Origin of the sequence: Flavivirga amylovorans, from assembly GCF_030540875.1 — a bacterium.
GTDB lineage: Bacteria > Bacteroidota > Bacteroidia > Flavobacteriales > Flavobacteriaceae > Flavivirga > Flavivirga amylovorans.
In genome coordinates this window covers 701905-722530 of sequence record NZ_JAUOEM010000002.1, presented here as the reverse complement: position 1 = coordinate 722530, position 20626 = coordinate 701905, and the positions used below count along the sequence as shown (strand labels likewise).

Here is a 20626-nt window from a genome sequence, read left to right as displayed (position 1 = left end):
TTTTTTTTATTGAATGAAGCCAGCCCCTACGGTATTATTGTTTTGTGTATCGATTAAGATAAACGAACCGTTAGTTCTATGATTTCTAAATTGATCATAGAAGATTGGCTTATTTAATTTGAAAGTTACCGAAGCAATATCATTAACATTTAAACCTGTAACATTTTCTTCTATTCCAGAATAGTCTGGGTTAATTTTATGATTAATTCTATCAACTTTCGCTAATACTTTATTCACTCCATGTTGTACGACATATTTACCTCCAGGTGTTAACTGGCTAGAATCCATCCAGCATACATTGGCTGTAAATTGTTTCTCTATAGTTGGCAAATCACCATCTTTTACAATCATATCTCCTCTACTCACATTAATATCATTTTCTAAAGTGATGGTTACTGATGAACGTCTTGAAGCCGTTTCATACTTTTCATCATAGAAATAAATATCTTTTATCTTAGATTTTGTCTGCGACGGTAATACAACGATATCATCTCCAACACTTAAATTTCCTCCGTATACTTTTCCTGCATACCCTCTGAAATCGTGAAAGTCTTCAGTTTTTGGACGTATTACATACTGTACCGGAAATCTTGGGGTTCCGATATTAAAAATATCTGCTTTATCTATTTCTTCTAAATGCTCTAATAAAGTCTGACCTTTGTACCATGGCATCTTATCCGTTTTATTTACAACATTATCTCCTTTTAAAGCACTAACAGGAATAAAAGTTATTTTTTGGTCCTGATAGTCTCTTTTGCTCATTAATTCTGAAAAATCTGCTTTAATTTTATTGTAGGTTTCTTCAGAATAATCTACTAAGTCCATTTTATTAATGGCAACAACAATATCTTTAACTCTCAATAAATTATTGATGAAAAAGTGACGATTTGTTTGCTCGATCACCCCTTTTCTAGCATCAATTAAAATGATAGACGCCTGAGATGTTGAAGCTCCTGTTACCATATTACGTGTATATTCCACGTGGCCAGGTGTATCTGCTATAATGTAACTTTTCTTAGCTGTTGAAAAGTAAATATGAGCGACATCTATTGTAATTCCTTGTTCTCTTTCTGCTACCAAACCATCGGTTGCTAAAGAAAAATCTAAATAATCGTAACCTCTTTGTTTACTTGTTTTCTCAATAGCTTCTAACTTATCTGTAGTCAATGATTTTGTATCGTATAGAATACGCCCTATTAAGGTACTCTTACCATCATCTACACTTCCTGCTGTTGCAATTTTTAATACTTCCATTTTTATTTGGCTTTGCTATTTGCTCTGGGCTCTTAGCTTATTAAATATTCTTTTTAAAAGATTTCCACCTTCGCGGAAATGACAAAAATTGGTATTTTAGAAATACCCTTGTTGTTTACGTTTCTCCATGGCTGCCTCAGAACGTTTATCGTCAATACGCGCACCACGCTCTGAAATAGTACTTTCTCTAATTTCTTGTACTACCTTAGAGATAGAAACAGCATCAGACAATACAGCCGCTGTACAACTCATATCTCCTACCGTTCTAAAACGCACTAATTCTTCTACCACTTCTTCATTGTCATCTCTATAAACAACATCGTCTTCTGCAGACCAGATCATACCGTCTCTTAAAAACACTTTGCGTTTGTGGGCAAAATAAATTGATGGTATTTCTATATCTTCTTTCTCTATATAAGACCAAACATCTAATTCTGTCCAGTTTGAAATTGGGAATACACGAACATTTTGTCCATGTTCTATATCTCCATTCAACATATCGAATAACTCAGGGCGTTGGTTTTTCTCATCCCACTGTCCGAAGTCATCACGTACAGAAAAAATACGTTCTTTAGCTCTTGCTTTTTCTTCATCACGACGTGCACCACCAATACAAGCATCGAACTTAAACTCTTCTATAGCATCTAAAAGTGTTGTTGTTTGAAGTTGATTCCTACTTGAATATCTACCTGTTTCCTCTTTCACTTTTCCTTGATCGATAGAATCTTGCACATTCCGCACAATAAGTTCTAATCCTAATTCTTTAACCAATCGATCTCTAAATTCTATAGTTTCAGGAAAATTGTGCCCTGTATCAATATGCATTAAAGGGAATGGGATCTTAGCTGGATAAAACGCTTTTACAGCTAACCTCACTAAAGTAATAGAATCTTTTCCTCCTGAAAATAACAACACTGGTTTTTCAAACTGTGCCGCTACTTCTCTCATGATGTATATCGCTTCGTTCTCTAATGAGTTGATATGTGATGTATCTTTATTCATAATTAGCCCCTCCTAGCCTCCCAAAAGGGGAGGAATTCTTACTCGGGTAAAAGCAAGAATATTTGTTATTTTAATGTTTTTATCTATTCTGTTTACTACAACTGCATACTGTTCTACGCATGTAAACCACACTCTCTGTTTTCTAATGCTTTCGTTGGATCGAAATATTTAAATTCGTTTGGCAAATTATTTTCTTCTAAATAACGGTCTAATTTTTCATCAGACCAGTAATAAAAAGGACTCACTTTTAATACGCCATCGTTACTCAAACTAAAAATCCCAATGCTATTTCTAAATGCTGTTTGTCCTTGACGAAGGTTTGTAAACCAAACGTTTGGCTTGTGTTCTTCCATTGCTCTTCTAAAAGGCTCCAGTTTTACTTGTTCTGTAAATAATGCATGCTCTGGAGCATCAATGCTAGGAATTCCCATAACAACATCGCGATGTGATGATGTTTGTTTTGGAACATATAAAAAGACATTTAAATCTAAATCTTTAATCACCTGCTCTGCATGTTTGTATGTTTGGGGCGTGTTATAACCCGTATCGCACCAAACAACTGGCACTTTTGCTTCAACCGAATTTACAGCATGCAAAATAGCTGCTTCGTAAGGTCTGAAGTTAGTTGTTACTAAAGCTTTAGTATTAAGCTCAAAAGCTTTTTTTATAATGTCTATTGGAGAGGCCTCTTTAAATGCCTCATTCAATTCTTGTATTTGATTTTCTGTAAACATCTTCTTTCTATTTATTTTCCCCATTTAATCTTATTCCAAAGTCTTTCATGGAAAAAGTATAATACCATTTTAGTTAAAAAGTCCACAGATGCTATAAGTGATGCCACTGTTATCTCCTGAGTTAATATATAAGAAACAATCAATGTATCTAGAGTCCCTATAACCCTCCAACTTAAAGCCTTAGCAATACTCCTGATAGGTTTTTCACCAGTACTATCGGCTTTATAAGTAGACTTTTCTTTGTTTTTTAATAACATCTGCGCTATCATTTGTCGTTGTATTACATTAATCCTATCGATTTAATAGGAATTACAAAAGTAGTACTTTTTGTTACATGACAAAAAATATTAACAACTTATTTAGAATAATGGAATATTTTCAGGTTAATTAACCTAAATTGAAGAGAAAATCGATTTATTTTATGAAATTTTCAACGCTTAAGATCCAGACAGATCTTCTAAGGTATTATTCCTTAATACCTTTAAAGTATTATCGCGTACTTGAATCATAAGTTTATGAACACTACAGTCATGCTCGTCTGGACAGTCATCACATTTTTCATAAAAATTCAAACTTACACAAGGCACCATAGCAATAGGACCTTCTAAAACACGCATAACATCTGCCATTTTAATATTAGCAGGTTCTTTAATGAGATAATACCCTCCGTGTTTTCCTTTTTTTGAGCCTAAAAAACCAGATTTTCTAAGCGTAAGCATAATGCTTTCCAAGAATTTCTGCGGGATATTTTCATTCTTAGAAATCTCACTTATTTGGACAGGATTATCTCCTTCATTTTTGGCTATATAGGTTAGTGCTTTTAAGCCGTATTTAGTCTTCTTGGATAGCATGCTGCTAATATACTTAATTTATAGCTTGTTGCAAATGTTACAAAAAAACAAAAAAATGTTATAAAATTTTAAAAATCAACTATTTATCAAAGGTATTCAATTTCCTTTCAAATTATAGTTAGCTGTAAAAACTACTTACAACTAAGATGAAAATTTATTTCAAGCAAGATTAAATAAATAAAACCTTACCAGATTTTAACACTAAACCTTACCAAAAGTAAGGTGAAATCTTACTTTTATTCTTTGAGTGTTCAGTAATTTTATGGCTTATTATTTTATAATTAAACAATCCATAGCCTTATGAAAAGACTTTCTTCGTTGATCGTATTTGCTTTAATCATTTTATATTCTATTAGAGTACAAGCTCAAGAACTCCCTACTATTATTCCTCCTTCGCCAAATGCGGCCTCTTTGGCTCAATACGGAGAAATTCCCGTAAGCAACTATACTGGAGTCCCTAATATTTCCATACCGTTGTACAATATAAAGTCAGGAGATATTGAGTTGCCTATTTCTTTGAGTTACCATGCTTCCGGTATTAAAGTTGGTCAAGAAGCTAGCTGGGTAGGCTTAGGTTGGGCTTTAAATGCAGGGGGTATGATTACTAGGCAAATAAGAAGTAGGGATGATTTTGAAATCCCAAATGGATATATTAATATTTCAACAGAACATCTTCCTCTTGGTGCAAATAATGAAATTTTCACCCCTGAAAATACAGAAACTTGTTTTTCCCTAGGTACTCCACACGAAGTTTATGGTGATAACTTAGTAGCAGGCCATTTTGACGGACAACCAGATTACTTTTTTTATAATTTTTTTGGAAACAATGGCAAAATGATATTTGATAGACACCCTAAAGAAGAAATTAATGGTGTTTTAACTTATCCAATGGAATACACTGCCCTACCTATTGAAAATAACAATATTGAATTTAAGTTTAATAGGAATAATAAAAAATGGACTGTTAAGGATCAAAATGGGTGGATATATACTTTTCAAACAAAAGAAAGTACAAATAATTTTTATTATTCAGCTTTGGGGAGTAATCTCAATTTTGCAGGAGGTATAATACCTTTTGGAAAAACAAATCTCTTACCTATTGATAATGCTTGGTATCTAGATGAAATTAAAACTCCAAATGGTGATTTTATTTCTTTTGAATACAATTACGTAGAAGGAAATATTCTGAGTCAGATAGCTTCTGGACGTAAATGGTTTCACTATACACAACCTGCCGAAGAACAATACATCCCTTTATTTTCGTATGTTTCACAACAAGAAACAGATGCTATATATTTAAGTAAAATAAATTTTAAAAATGGATATATTTCTTTTAACACTGAGGATAGATTAGATGTTAGAACAAGAAATAATGATGATCCCTTACCACAAAGATTAAAATCAATAGAGGTTTTTGATTTATCAAATAGCTTAATTAAGAAAGTGAATTTACAGTACAATTATTTTAGCTCCGAAACTGTTAGTCCAGTAAACCCCGCTAACGATTTACGATTAAAATTAGAACAGATACATGTTAGCAGTGCTGATGACTTTAATATCCCTCCATATATTTTTAAATACGATACTACTAAATTACCTAGTAAAACATCTGAAGAAATAGATTTATGGGGGTATTATTGTCCAACCAGACTAATTGATGCTAAAGAGTTAACCTTAGAAAATGCTTATCATTCCATTCTCCATAATGTAGAGAATACAGATTCTGGAAACAGGTTAATTATTAGTAATGAAGCTATCGGTCAAATTACTCCCACCCAATTAGAAATACAAAAAGTTAAATTAAAAGCTCCAAATATTGATAAAAATCAAGCGGGTGTTTTAAAATCAATACAATATCCAACAGGTGGAAAAACTGAATTCACCTATCAAACCAATGAATATTTTGAACCATATACTAATTTTTCTAAAGAAACTTTAGTCGTTAAAGATTATAATGACCCAAACTCACCAAATAAGAATTCCCATCCAGATGCTATTAAAGAGCGTACTTTTACACTTGATAAAACCACAACAGTTTATTTACGATTCGATATGGAGTATAATTATCATATGTTACATTCCTCTGGGGGGATATTCAATGATGAGATTGAAGCTAAATTAACATTTGCTGATGGACAACAATTCCCTATTGTTAGTTTTAACCCCAAAGAAGAATTAGAGACTTCTTTTATGGTTGCTAAAGTAGATTTGCCTGCGGGAAATTATAAACTTAAAGTTGATAACGGTAATAATTTTTATCTAGATTTGGAATTAAGCCTTTATTATATTGATTTTTCTGAGGTGAAACTTAATAAATATGGATCTGGTTTGAGAATTTCTAGTATTAGAAACTTTAATAAGGGTGCAGAAATGATCAATGAAAAGATATATGATTATACTTATAATGATCAAGAGGAGTCATCTGGGGTTTTAATGAAACCTAAAAGTCATATGTTTAAATTTAATATTGTGCCTTACAAAGATTGTCCAAAAGGGAGAATTCTTTATTCGATACTTGATGATGCTTTATATAATCTAGGATATCCCATTCCCTATAAATCTGGAGTAGTTATTAATTCTGAGCCAACAACTCCTTTTGGCAACTCTGCTTTAGGAAGTCCTATAGGCTATGATAGAGTATCTATAAAGCAACTTTCCACAATAGCTCAAACAGATAATGGTACCACTAGGTATTATTATATAAATAAATCTGAGATAGATACAGGCACTGGAGACGTACCTGGAACCCCCTATAGACCTCATTTAGGTAATGGGAAGTTGTTAATGCAAAAAACATTTAACATTGATAGTGTATTGGTGTATGAAAAAAATAATAATTATGATTCTCAAATAATGAATCAAATCAAAGGGTTTAATTCTTATCTACAACCAGGATCAAATAAGCCATTAGCAGGATCCCCATCGACGTTTTATGATATCTATTCAGAGTGGTGGTATCTAACAGATACAGAAGAAATCATTTACGACCTTAATGGAGAAAACCCAATAATAACAAGTACAACTTATACCTATGATAATGAATACCATAAATTTCCAACAGAAGTATTTACAATTAATAGCCAAGGTCAAACTTTAAAGGCAGAGAGCAAGTATCCTTTAGATTTTCCCGAAGGCACAAGTACAGCTATTGATTATTTAAATGACAACCATATTTTATCACCTCTTATAGAACAAAAGAGCACATTAAACGATGCGGCACTTTCAACACAATTTACACAATACAAAGATTGGGGCTTAAATTATCTTGGAACTGGGCATATAGTGCTACCAGAATTAGTTCAAACATCTAAAGCTACTGAAAATTTGGAAGACCGTGTTACTTATAAAGGCTATTATTCCAATGGTAACATAAAAGAAATTGCAAAATCAGACGGAACTTCTATAGTTTACATTTGGGGCTATAATGAAGAATATCCTATAGCTAAGATCGAAAACGCCACATTTGAAGTCAGTAAACCTTATACCATTACCGACTCTCAACAAACATTGATTGATAATGCTGTAACAGCTACAAGTAATGAAGTTGACAATAACTCAGAGAACATTTTGAGGACAAAATTACAACTGTTACGCGATGAATTTCCCAATGCTATGGTATCAACCTACACCTACGATCCCTTAATAGGCGTAACCAGTATCACCGACCCTAAGGGATATACTACCTATTACGAGTATGATAACTTTAACCGTTTAAAACAGGTTAAAGATACCGATGGTAATATTTTGTCACAAAATGAATACCACTATAAGAATGAATAAAAGATCTAGTAATTATATCTTTTCTAAAACACATTAATCTCATTAATATGAAACCAATACATTATGTTAGAGTGATTTTGTTTATCACTTTAAGTTTTTCAATGCAAGCACAGAACATAACAGAACAACTTGAGGGGACATGGACTTTTAATTATAATTCTTCCTTAGCCAAAATGAAAACAAAAGCAAAGGAGCATTACATCAATATGGAAACGACAAGAAAACTAAGTTTTGAGAAGTCTTATAAAAATAGAACTTTAAGTTTTAATAATGATGGAACCTTTTTGCAAGTATCTCCTAATGGAAGACAAGTTATGGGTAACTGGACAGTAACCAGCGATACCATTATTTTAACTAATTCATTGGGAAAAACCATGAAATTTAAGATTAAATCACTTTCTACTACAGCAATGACTTTGAAGTTAGTTATTACAGGAAATTCAAGAGCAATACTAACTGAGTTGGATTATATAAAAAACTAAACACTAAGAATATGTATTTACAATTTTTAAATAAAGGAATAAGGGGTTATATCTTTTTTATAATCTTGTTAACAAGTAGTTTAGCAATAGGACAAGATTTAGGACAAGATACTTACATCTCTGGGCCAACTGAAGTAAATGAGGGGGAAACTTGGCGTTATACACTTACAGACCCTTTAAATCAAATAGATTTTAATGGTGAGATTTGGTGGGGGCAAAGTAGCGGTTCCATTCAAGGTGATGTTTCTGATGTATCTTATGTTGATATTAAATGGGATAATTATAACCCAAACGTATTTTATTTTGTATATGTTGAGTATTACGATACATTTGGGAATTGGCTATTTTCGGAGATAGACGTAGATGTAACTCCCGTTAATATTGCAGCTCCAACACTTAGCTCTGTGACACAACCATCATGTTCTTCGTATAGAGGGCATTTTTCTATCACTAATTATAATTCTTCATATTTTTATTCCGCTAGCCCTTCTACAGATGTTAGTATTTCAGGATCTGATATTTGGGCACCTGAAGGAAACTATACGATAACGGCTACCTCAGGAGGATTCAATTCACCACCTTCTACCACTATAACCATTAATGCCCAACCTGAAATTCCTTTAACCCCTACGATAAATTTCATAAATCAGCCTACTATTGATGTGGCAACAGCAAGTTTGGAATTAACAGATTTACCTGTTGGTAGTTGGACGATAAACCCTGGTAATATTTCTGGATCTGGTTCAAGTACAACCATAACAGGTCTAATTGCTAATACCACTTATAATTTCACAGTTACTAATAATACATCTGGATGCACTTCAAATCCATCAAATGACGTAATAATTCATGCTCAACCAACATGTGGGCCAAGTAACGAAAATTATATTCATGTTATCAATCCAAGAGAAGCCACGACAGATCTGTCTACTCTTACAGATGATCAGAAAATAGAAAGTATAACGTACTATGATGGTTTAGGAAGACCCATGCAATCAATAGGTATGCGCTCTGGTGGTGGTCAACAGGATATTGTTACTCATATAGACTATGATGGTTTTGGTAGGCAAGACAAGGACTATTTACCTTATGTACCTAATACAAATGCTTGTGGACAATATCAACAAGATGCCTTAGTAGATACAGAGGGGTTTTATAACACTGTAAAATATGAGAACACATTAAACCCATACTCTCAAAAACAGTTTGAGGCCTCACCACTTAATAGAGTCTTAAAACAAGCAGCCCCTGGAGAAGACTGGAAACTAGGTAACGGGCATGAAATAGAGTTTGAATATCAAAGTAATACAACTGGAGAGGTAAGACAATTCGATGTAGCCCTTACAGCAGTAACCACCAATGGGGGCACCTTCTACGATCCTGTTCTTACATTGAACACTAGTACCGAATTTTATTCGGAGGGCGAGCTTTACAAGACCATTACAAAAGATGAGAACCATGATGGGAGCACTAGTAAGCTCCATACCACCGAGGAGTTTAAGGACAAGCAGGGTATGGTAGTACTAAAGCGCACCTATGCCAATGTAAATGAACAGCCCCATGACACCTATTACATCTACGATGACTACGGCAACCTTACCTACGTGCTCCCCCCACAGATGAACGCCACCACCAATCCCCTGACCGTTATCGACCAACAACTGAACGGACTGGGCTACCAGTATACCTATGATTATAGAAATAGGCTCATTAAAAAACGCATCCCGGGCAAAGACCCTGAGGAGATCGTCTATGACAAACTGGACAGGCCTATCTTTACCCAAGATGGCAACCTTAAGGTTCAGGACAAATGGCTTTTTACAAAATACGATGTCTTTGGCAGAGTCGTTTACACAGGTATTTACAGTTCCCCAAAGAACAGGAAACAGCTTCAGAAAGATGCCAACGACAGCTTTACGGTACATGAGACCAAAGAAGAGCAGCTCAATGCTACATTGGGAGATGTGTACTATACCAATAATGTGATTACTACCGATGCCACTAATGTGGAGGTGCTTACCGTAAACTATTACGACAACTATGATTTTGATATAGGTGGAGGAGTCCATCCAGGATATGTGTTTAGTGTATCACCTACAGATAAGATAAAAGGATTGGCTACAGGTAGCAAGGTCAAGGTATTGGATGATGACCCTAATACCAACGATTGGATTACAACGGTAAGCTACTATGATGAAAAGGCCAGGCCTATCCATATATATAGCCATAACGAATATCTGGCTACGACAGACAAGACGGAAAACAAATATGATTTTACAGGACAAGTGATCTTCTCTGAAACAGAACATGCCAAAAATGGCACGACAGTAAAAACCAAGGATAATTTTATCTATGACCATATGGGGCGTCTAACCAAACAATCGCAGATTATCAACAATGTGGCTGGTGAAGAGGTTATCGTAAAGAATACTTATGATGAGTTGGGGCAGTTGCTCTCTAAGGGTGTGGGAGGTAAAAAGACTGCTCCCAAGAGACTACAGAATATTGATTATACATATAACATCAGGGGGTGGCTCAAACAGATAAATGATACGGACTGGTTGGGCAAGGATCTTTTCGCATTTAAGATAAACTATAATACGGTGACCTATAGCGGAGGACATCTTAAGTTAGATACAGAGCCTCTATACAACGGCAATATCAGTGAGACTATCTGGAAAACGGCCAATGATAATAAGAAACGAGGCTACGGGTATAGATATGATGCCCTGAACCGGATTACGGATGCCACTTATAAGGCCGGTAAATGGCTTGGGGAGGAGAACCAGTTCTTTAGTTTAAAGGACGTGGTTTACGATAAGAATGGTAACATTCAGGAACTCATACGAAATGCGCCTAACGCTACCTTTACAGATAACGTAAAGTTGGACAAGCTCTTTTATAAGTACAAGGACGACAGCAACCAACTCTCAAGGGTGAGCGATATGGCCAGTGCAATAAACACCTATGGGTTCAAGGACTATAATGTATCTGGAGTGGCTGATTATAATTATGACAAGAACGGCAATATGAGATGGGACAAAAACAAGGGTATTACCAATATTATTTATAACCATCTGAACCTACCTACCAGTGTTTCGATAAATGGTAATGGTAATTTGGGTACGATTTCTTATATTTACGATGCCTCTGGTACAAAACTTGAAAAAGTAGTGACCGAGGGAAGTTCTGTGACAAAAACGAAGTATGCCGGTAATTATGTATATAAAGATTCTGGTGCGGGCGATCTCTTAAAATTCTTTAACCATGCGGAAGGGTATGTGGATGTTAATGGTAGCAACTATAGCTATGTATACCAATATAAGGACCATTTAGGGAATGTACGCTTAAGTTATAAGGATAGTAACAATAATGGAGTTGCTGAAACCTCTGAAATACTGGAGGAGAACAACTACTACCCATTTGGTTTAAAACATAAAGGGTACAATAATGTACCGTTAACCAATCATAAATATGAAAGGTATAATGGACAGGAATTTGAAGAAGCATTAGGACTAAATGTTAATGAAATGACATTTAGACAATACGACCCTGCTATCGGAAGGTTTATGGTAATTGACCCAGCTGCTGAAATGGCTCAAAACTGGACTCCTTATCGTTTTGGTTTTAATAATCCAATATTGTTTAGTGACCCTACTGGATTATGGGAAATTAAAGATGGGAATTGGTATACAGACGATGCTAAAGATATTGAAAGATTCGTAAGTATGTTAGGATTTGAAGAAATGAATAATGGAGAAGAAGCTTCAATAGCACAGATAGATACTTTTATTTCTGAAGAATTTAGAGGCTCAGGCGGAAGACTAAGTAATGGTAGTATATTATTAGATACAGAAGTAATAGTTGGTGATAGTAATGGCAATTCAAATGGATTCAGTGCTAGACAAGTAGATAATATAAGAAATCAGCATGAAAATTATGGTTCAAATCCGTGGAATGAAAAATCTTCTTCATATAATAGCCTTTTTTATTCATATAAGTATTTTAGAGAACGTAGTTGGTATGAAAATGGAGGTTCATTCCCTGGTGTTAAACTGGGTTTCTTTGCAGGGAGATATGCACAAAAATTATTATATAACCCTGGAAATTGGTGGTTTTCAACAAAAGTGAACAAATTCTATGATTGGTCTGTCACTGGAAACGGTTCGACAGGAGGTAGAGATAAATATATTGGAAAATTATCTCAAAAATATGGCAAATATGTAGGTAGTGCAGGTAAGTTATTTGGAGTATATGGTTTATACAATACAGCAGGAGAATATGCAAATGGTACTTTGACAGGGTTGGGAGCATCCTATATTGGAGGAGTAGATGCAGCAGGAATAGGTAGTAAAAATATTAACGTAGCGGCTTGGTCTTTGGGTACGGGAATTGGAAAATCAATAGTAGAAAGTAGTTGGTATTTTAATGCTATTCATAATGATTCAAGATGGTAAAATGATTTATAAGAGTTTTTTTTGGTTTTTATATTCTTATTTTAAAAAAGGAAAAGAGATTGACCCCTTATTTTCCTCTGTATGCGCAATAGTAGGATTGCAAGTATTAAATTTAATTTTTTTACAGGGACTCTTTTTCTTTCATTTGACCAATAAAAGAGACCTTTTATTTGATAAGACGCCTATTTTGGGTTTTATAATTATTACTCTACTTTTAGCTGTAAACTATTTTTATTTTAAATCAGCTAATCTAAAAAAAATAGAAAATGATTATAATACTGCTATTAGAAATAATAGAAATACATATAAATTTATTTATTTTGCATATATAATAAGTTCTACAATTATTGTGATATTAATGTTGTATTCTATTAAAAATAATATTAAATGGTTTTAAGATTCTTTTTCATGTCAATACTTTTGTCAAGTTTATTTGGGTGTAATCAAAAATCTACATGTCAAGATTTTCAGAAAGGTAATTTTATTATAAAATTGGACACTGAAGTTTATTCAAAATATGAAAGGACTGAAAATACTCAAATTGAGACAGACCAATTGGGGAATAAAATTTATTATTCTATTGAATGGATTAGCGAATGTAGTTTTATTCAGAAATTTGATGAGGATAAAATGGAGCTAACTGATGAAATGAAAATGGTTAATAAAGATGGAGGTGTTGTAATTGAGCTTTTAGATATTATTGGAGATGGCTGTATCTCCTATCAATCTTACGTGAAGAACTTTAAAGATTTAAGCCTTAAAAAAGGAAGTTTTTGTAAAAATTGACCCCCGCTCCCGCTAAACTGTGTTTAGTGGAGGTGAGAGTAAGAAATAAAATAACCCCGATAGCGCGGACTTGTAACTTAAATCCGTGAATCTCTTCCTAAAAAAAGTTTACAAATTTATACTTAATCCTAAAATAGATTTACAACTATAATTTAGTCCTATTATTGGTTTACAATGATAGAACTTTTTATATGATAATTCTTATATCAATCTCAAAAAGATGATGTGACGTTCCAAGGTGATGATCCACGCAAATTTTGAGTTAGAGCTGAAAAACGTAACAAAGAAACAGTCTTAAATACAGACGTCTAGGCATGGCAGATTAGGAAGCTATGGAAGCTTTAAAAGGTATATTCTTTGATGGTAAAAACCATTACCTTAAAGACATTATATAAAAATTATTTCAAAATAATCTAACATGTCACGCAACTATTTCCTATGCTTTGCATCTATTATACTATAATGTTAAAGTTTATTAAATATGAAAACTAATGCCCTAGTACCTATTCTTATGGCAATTGCACTTTTAATTGTTGGTTGTAATGATGACGATTCAAATTGCGCTCAAGACCTAACTGGAGAACTAAGTAATAATGAAACTGCATTTGCCCACAAGTGGGTTTTAGCTGAAATTGTTTCAGATAAGGAAATAGATTTAACAGATGACAGCGAAGATAACCCAAGTACCAATTTATTTGAACAATACGGAGCATGTGAAAAAGATGCCTTCTATAATTTCAATAATGATAGAAGCTACACATTTGAACAGGGAGTAACGGCTTCAAATTGTAGTAACAAACAGACATCTACTGGCACCTGGAAATTAACAAATAATACCTTATTAACCTTGGTAAGTTTTTGTAGTACGCGAGAAATTACTATTGAGATTAATACGGATGGTAATTCATTCTTAATAGAAGATAACTTCAATATTACTGATGTAAAAGGAAATCGTATTAGTAGTAAAATTACCTTTACTTATAATAAGGTAACTAATTAGAACATTCTTCTTTTTATCTCTAAAAGCTTATTTAATATTTTGATATTTCAACGCTTCTAAAGTTGAAATATCAAAATATTTTATTCTTGCAACGCCTGCTCTAGATCTTGTATAATATCATCCACATGTTCTAAGCCAACTGATACTCTTACCAAACCATCAGTAATACTTACTTCTAGCCTATCTGCTTCTGATAGTTTACTATGTGTTGTAGATGCTGGATGTGTTACAATAGTCCTTGTATCTCCTAAATTCGCAGATAATGAACACATTTTTATAGCATTTAAAAACTTACGACCTCCTTCAATACCACTTTTAACTTCAAAAGCAACAATATTGCCTCCTAGTTTCATTTGTTTTTTGGCTACTTCGTATTGCGGGTGTGATTTTAAAAATGGATATTTCACCCAATTTACTTTTGGATGATTTTCTAAAAACTCAGCCACTTTTAAGGCGTTTTCACAATGCTTATCGACTCTTACAGGAAGCGTTTCAAGGCTTTTAGACAAAGTCCATGCATTAAATGGAGACAAGGCTGGCCCAGTGTTTCTAGCAAACAAATAAATCTCTCTAACTAAATCGGCATCACCTACTGTAACGCCTCCTAAAACACGTCCTTGACCATCCATAAGTTTTGTCGCCGAATGCACTACCAAATGCGCACCATATTTTATAGGCTGCTGAATATAAGGAGTCGCAAAACAGTTATCTATAATTAAAATTAGATTGTGTTTTTTAGCAATGTTACCTAACAATTCTAAATCAATAATATCGATCGCTGGGTTTGTCGGTGACTCAGCATATAGAATCTTTGTTTTTGATGTGATACAGCTTTCAATAGTCTCTGGTTTATTGATGTCGAAATAAGTCGTTTCAATATTCCACTTAGGTAAATATTTTGTAAATAGTGTATGTGTAGAACCAAAAACAGAGCGAGCTGATACAATATGATCACCACTATCCAACAACGCTGCAAAGGTTGAAAATATGGCAGCCATTCCAGTTGCAAAGGCATAACCACTTTCAGCACCTTCCATTTTACAAACTTTATCTACAAACTCAGATGTATTAGGATTTGTAAAACGGCTGTATATATTACGTTCCTTTTCTTCTGTAAAAGAAGCACGCATATCTTCGGCATCTTCAAATACAAAACTTGATGTTAAATATAGTGGACTTGTATGTTCCAAAAATTCGGTACGTTCTAATTGCGTACGAATGGCTTCTGTTTCAAATTGTTTTTTTTCTTTGCTCATTTTATTTTTCTTTAACTCAGTATAAAACCTATTCAGTTTTTTACACTAACAATCTATTTACTGACCAGTTGTCATTTCGAAAGCGTGAAGAATGAACGACAAGAAATCCTATAATGATGAGATTCCTCCTCATGCTTCGTTCGGAATGACAAGATTATTTAATTTATATGTTTAGATAATCTCAAAATATCCCCAAAAACACCTCTGGCTGTTACTTCTGCACCTGCTCCTGCACCTTGAATAACAATGGGTTGTTCACCATAAGATTCTGTAAAAATTTCAAAAATAGCATCCGATCCTTTTACATGCCCCAGTGTACTATCCTCTGGAATAGATACTAATTTTACTTCCAAATTCCCTTTATCTTGAGATAAATCGCCAAATAAATCACCCACATATCTTAATACATGCCCTTCTTTCTGTTCATCTTTTATTTTTTGAAATTCTTCATCTAAAACATCCAACTGTTTTAAAAATTCCTGAACAGAAATATTTTGATAGGCTTCTGGAATTAAATTCTGAACGGCCACATCTTCAAATTCATTTTGCAAATCTAGTTCTCTGGCCAATATTAATAGCTTTCTGGCAACATCATTTCCAGAAAAATCTTCTCTTGGATCAGGCTCTGTAAAACCTTTATCTATAGTTTCTTGAACAATCACACTAAATGGTTTGTCTTCAACTGAAAAGTTATTAAATAAATAGCTTAATGTTCCCGAAAAAACACCGCGTATTCTAGTAATATTTTCTCCCGATTCATGCAACAATTTAATCGTATCAATTAAGGGCAACCCTGCACCAACCGTAGTTTCATACAAATACTGCTTATTATGCTCATTTAATTGCGAACGCAATTCTGTATAAAAGGCATGCGAGATCGTATTCGCTATTTTATTAGAGGATACTAAATCGAAACCAGCTTCAACTAACGGTATATAGTTTGCATGAAAATTTGAACTCGCTGTATTATCTACTGCAATTAAATTTTCTAAATGGTGTGTTTTCGCAAAAGTAATAATATCTTGAATGGAACTTTCTTGTGATGTTGATTGTATAGCTTCTTGCCAATTATTTTCGACACCATTTTTATTTAAAAGGAGTTTTCTTGAATTAGCAATCGCAAACACATTCAGGTTAATACCTTTTCTTTTTTCTATATCGTTTTTAGACTTTAGAATTTGATTAATTAAAGCGCCTCCAACTAAACCATGGCCAAAAATGGCGATATTTATCTTTTTTGAGATACCGAAAACCTCACCATGGATCACGTTCATGGCTTTATGCAATTGATCCTTTTTAACCACCAAACTTACATTCCTACCTGTTACCGTATTATTAAACAGTAAAGGTGTAATCTGGTTTTTAATCAATGCATTAAATGGTTTATGAAACGAACTTAATTCAATCCCTATAATGGATATTACGGACACATCATCTACAATTTCAATTTTATTGACATCCTGTGCATAAAAATCGTTTTCAAATTCACGTTCTAGAGCAATAACCGCCTGAGTTGCTTGTTCTGCATTTATAATTAATCCAATACCTCTTTCTGAAGAGCCTTGAGAAATAATGCTCACACTAATATCATGAATACTTAATGCTTTAAAAATTCTAGCATCCACCCCAATCTTACCTAATAGACCACGTCCTTCTAAATTTAACAGAGCCACATTATCTAAAACTGATAAGGATGTAACTTCTTTAGAGCTTGGTTTTGCTGTTATTAAAGTACCTTCATCATCTGAATTAAACGTATTTAGAATACGAAGATTGATATTCTTTTCTACTAAAGGAATAATGGTTTTAGCATGTAAAACATTTGTCCCGAAATTAGCTAATTCATTCGCTTCACTAAACGATAATTCTCTAATTTTCTGAGCATCGGCTACCAAATCAGGATTTGCTGTATAAATACCATTTACATGTGTATAATTTTGCAACTCTTCTGCATCCAAATAATTGGCTAATAAAGCAGCTGTATAATTACTTCCATTTCTGCCTAAGGTAGTCGTTTCATTTTTTGCATTAGAAGCAATAAACCCTGTCACTATGTTAACAGTATCTCCATTATTTTGTTTAAAATAATGTCTAACATTATCTTTCGTTAATTGCGAAATAGGCTGTGCATTTCCAAAGGCGTCATCCGTTTTAATTAACTGTCTTGAATCTGTAGCTTTTGCTTTAATGCCGCGTTGATTAAGTAATTCTGAAAGTAATTTAATAGACAATAGTTCTCCTTGAGCTAAAATTTCATCTTTCGTTTTTTGGCTACAATCACGCAACAGACTAACGCCTTCAAAAAGTTTATCAAGAATTGAAAACTGTTCAGAAAAATCTATGGTTTTTAATGGTTCTTTTTGGTACGCTTTAAAAGCGTCCAATTCATCTTGAAAAGGTACTCCTTTTAAAGCTTTATTTAAAATATTCTCTAATTCATCCGTTGCTTGTCCTCTTGCCGAAACTACAACGGAAATTCGCTCGCCATTGTTGACTTTGTTTTCAATAATGGAAAGAACTTTATCCAAACCATCTCCGTTTGCTAAAGATTTTCCTCCAAATTTTAATACTTTCATTTTTCTTTTTTTAGAATCTGGCACAAAAATGCCCTCTATAATTTTTTCTAATTGTTCGTATTCCATTAAAAAAGCGTCATGGCCATGTACTGAATGTATCTCATTGTATGTTACATTGGGATGTGTTAATGCCAGTTGCTTATGGGTTTGCCTGTTTTCTTCTGCTGTAAAAAACAAATCGGAATCTACGCCCACAATATGAATATTAGCATCGATACGTTCTAAAACAACCTCTGCTGAACTTGATTCAGTATTAAAATCGTCCGCTCTATTTTTAGTAACATCAATTGTTCTTAACAATTGATTCATCAATTTATAAGCTGACAATTGAAACCGTTCTTGTAGTTTTTTACCATGATGCAGTAACCAGCTTTCTACATTAAAAATCTCTAAATCTTCATTTTTAGAACGGTGAAAGCGTTCTTTGAATGATTCTGGAGTACGATAACATAACATAGCATGCATTCTGGCATCATGCACAGGGCTTTTTGAATTTAATAAAAATTGCTCTTGAATCTGACAATTAGCAATTAACCAGTCTGTCGATTTCCAATCGGTTGCAACAGGTATAAAATGCTCTGTAACATCTGGTTTTATAACAGCCATTTCCCATGCAATACCACCTCCTAAAGAGCCTCCTATAATGGCAAACAGCCTCTCGATTTTTAATTCTTTAAGACCTATTAAAAATAGTTTTGCAATATCTCTGGCAATAAAATCTTTATAGTTATCTATTACAAAACCATCAAAACCATTTCCAGGAATATTAAATGCTAAAACAGTGTATAAATTAGTGTCTATTACTTTATCGTTACCGATTAAATCTTTCCACCAACCATCATCTCCAGCAACATTACTATTACCGGTCAAAGCATGATTTACCAAAACAACTGGAGCTGTGCCTAAGCTCTTACCAAATAGCTGATAGCTCAGTTTAATTTCTGAGACTAAAACACCACTTTCGGTCGTATAATTTGGAATTATGGTATGTGACAGTACGTCTTTCATTGATAATTATTTTAAAACCTTAAATCTCGCTAAAAGCAGCTTTTAAATCGGTCTTTAAATCTTCTATATCTTCTAAACCAACCGATAATCTGATAAGATCTTTAGTCACCCCTGCGGATTCCTGTGACTCATCACTTAACTGTTGATGGGTTGTACTTGCCGGATGAATAATTAATGATTTTGTATCACCTATATTCGCTAATAAAGAAAATAGTTTCGTTTTATCTGCAATTGTTTTGGCAGCATCATACCCGCCTTTGGCTCCAAAAGTAACGATACCACTTTGTCCTTCAGATAAATATTTATCGGCTAAAGCTTTGTATTTACTACTTTCCAGACCTGGATAATTTACCCAAGCAACCTCATCTTGTTGTTCTAACCATTTTGCAAGCTCTAAAGCATTTTTACTATGTTGCTTTATTCTTACTGGTAGCGTTTCTAAGCCTTGAATAATATTGAACGCATTTGTTGGACTTAATGCGCCACCAAAATCTCTTAATCCTTCTAAAATTAATTTAAAAGTATAAGCTGCAGCTCCTAAAGCTTCACTATAAACTAGACCATGATATCCGGCTGATGGTTCTGTAAATTCTGGAAACTTTCCGTTTGTCCAATCAAAGGTACCTCCATCAACAATAGCACCTCCCAATGATGTTCCTTGACCTCCAATATATTTAGTAAGCGAATGAATTACAATATTAGCTCCATGTTTTAATGGATTTAATAATGCTGGAGTTGCTACAGTATTGTCAACAATAAAAGGGACTCCTGCGGCTTTAGAATGTACAGCAATAGCTTCTAAATCCAAAACATCTAATTTCGGATTCCCTAAAGATTCTACAAAAAATGCTTTCGTATTATCTTGTATGGCGCCTTTAAAATTTTCTGGATTAGAAGCATCTACAAATGTTGTAGTAATCCCTAGTCTAGGTAATGTTACACTTAACAGATTATAAGTTCCTCCATACAAACTACTAGATGCTACAATATGATCTCCCGCTTTTAAAAGGGTTAATAATCCTGTTGAAATAGCAGCCGTTCCCGAAGCAAATACAACAGCTCCAATACCACCTTCTACAGCAGCTAAACGTTCTTGTAAAATCTGATTTGTTGGGTTATTCAGTCTGGTATATATAAACCCTAATTCTTTTAATCCGAATAGGTTTGCTGCATGATCTGAATCGTTAAAAACATACGATGTTGTTTGATATATTGGTACTGCTCTTGTACCTGCGTTTGCTGTTACATCATGTCCTGCGTGTAGTGCGTTTGTTGCTAATTTTTGAGTACTCATTTTTCTAATTTTTGAATTAATTGATTCCCGCTTATGCGAGAATGACATTTTTAAAGGTTGTCTAAATAAAAATATTTAGAAATTCCTTATGATTAAGCCAAATATGCTACGAATAGCTTACTTATATAGAAAAATGTTAAAAAGAA

13 protein-coding genes are annotated in these 20626 nt (G+C 33.7%); 5 read left to right on the top strand and 8 right to left on the bottom strand.

The window, feature by feature from the left end; genetic code table 11:
- Positions 1-6: 6 nt before the first annotated feature.
- From Q4Q39_RS08405 to Q4Q39_RS08385, 5 genes are all read right to left on the bottom strand, one after another.
- Positions 7-1254 carry a sulfate adenylyltransferase subunit 1 gene (locus Q4Q39_RS08405; protein ID WP_303281964.1) on the bottom strand — a complete coding sequence of 416 codons (1248 nt, stop codon included), beginning with the start codon at positions 1252-1254 and terminating at the stop codon, positions 7-9.
- A gap of 96 nt (positions 1255-1350) precedes the next feature.
- The gene (gene cysD / locus Q4Q39_RS08400) at positions 1351-2256 is read right to left on the bottom strand and encodes a sulfate adenylyltransferase subunit CysD (RefSeq protein WP_303281963.1); all 906 of its coding nucleotides are present in this window, start codon (positions 2254-2256) and stop codon (positions 1351-1353) included.
- A gap of 113 nt (positions 2257-2369) precedes the next feature.
- Entirely contained in the window at positions 2370-3014 is a 645-nt protein-coding gene (locus Q4Q39_RS08395; RefSeq protein WP_303281962.1) for a phosphoadenosine phosphosulfate reductase domain-containing protein, read from the bottom strand.
- The gene (locus Q4Q39_RS08390; RefSeq protein ID WP_425555563.1) at positions 3002-3247 is read right to left on the bottom strand and encodes a DUF2061 domain-containing protein; all 246 of its coding nucleotides are present in this window, start codon (positions 3245-3247) and stop codon (positions 3002-3004) included. The genes Q4Q39_RS08395 and Q4Q39_RS08390 overlap by 13 nt, the downstream gene beginning before the upstream one ends.
- 180 nt (positions 3248-3427) lie before the next feature.
- Entirely contained in the window at positions 3428-3841 is a 414-nt protein-coding gene (locus Q4Q39_RS08385; RefSeq protein ID WP_303281960.1) for an RrF2 family transcriptional regulator, read from the bottom strand.
- A 300-nt stretch (positions 3842-4141) separates the two neighbouring features.
- Between Q4Q39_RS08385 and Q4Q39_RS08380 the strand changes: the two genes are divergently transcribed.
- From Q4Q39_RS08380 to Q4Q39_RS08360, 5 genes are all read left to right on the top strand, one after another.
- Entirely contained in the window at positions 4142-7621 is a 3480-nt protein-coding gene (locus tag Q4Q39_RS08380; protein ID WP_303281959.1) for an RHS repeat domain-containing protein, read from the top strand.
- Positions 7622-7668: 47 nt separating this feature from the next.
- Positions 7669-8103: a hypothetical protein gene (locus tag Q4Q39_RS08375; RefSeq protein WP_303281958.1), complete on the top strand. Its 435-nt coding sequence runs from the start codon at positions 7669-7671 to the stop codon at positions 8101-8103.
- Positions 8104-8114: 11 nt separating this feature from the next.
- Positions 8115-12560, top strand: a complete 4446-nt coding sequence (locus Q4Q39_RS08370) for a DUF6443 domain-containing protein (RefSeq protein ID WP_303281957.1) — start codon at positions 8115-8117, stop codon at positions 12558-12560.
- Between the two features lie 408 nt (positions 12561-12968).
- A complete protein-coding gene (locus tag Q4Q39_RS08365; protein ID WP_303281956.1) occupies positions 12969-13346 on the top strand; it encodes a hypothetical protein in 378 nt (125 codons plus the stop codon).
- A gap of 481 nt (positions 13347-13827) precedes the next feature.
- Positions 13828-14346 (top strand): DUF5004 domain-containing protein, encoded by a 519-nt coding sequence (locus Q4Q39_RS08360; RefSeq protein ID WP_303281955.1) that lies wholly within the window; start codon positions 13828-13830, stop codon positions 14344-14346.
- Between the two features lie 80 nt (positions 14347-14426).
- On the opposite strand, the gene Q4Q39_RS08355 is transcribed toward Q4Q39_RS08360, so the two are convergent.
- The 3 genes from Q4Q39_RS08355 to Q4Q39_RS08345 form a co-directional block, all read right to left on the bottom strand.
- On the bottom strand, positions 14427-15602 hold the full coding sequence (locus tag Q4Q39_RS08355) for a trans-sulfuration enzyme family protein (RefSeq protein WP_303281954.1): 1176 nt from the start codon (positions 15600-15602) through the stop codon (positions 14427-14429).
- Positions 15603-15760: 158 nt separating this feature from the next.
- A complete protein-coding gene (gene thrA, locus Q4Q39_RS08350; RefSeq protein WP_303281953.1) occupies positions 15761-19186 on the bottom strand; it encodes a bifunctional aspartate kinase/homoserine dehydrogenase I in 3426 nt (1141 codons plus the stop codon).
- Between the two features lie 19 nt (positions 19187-19205).
- Positions 19206-20480: an O-acetylhomoserine aminocarboxypropyltransferase/cysteine synthase family protein gene (locus tag Q4Q39_RS08345; RefSeq protein WP_303281952.1), complete on the bottom strand. Its 1275-nt coding sequence runs from the start codon at positions 20478-20480 to the stop codon at positions 19206-19208.
- Between the last annotated feature and the right edge of the window lie 146 nt (positions 20481-20626).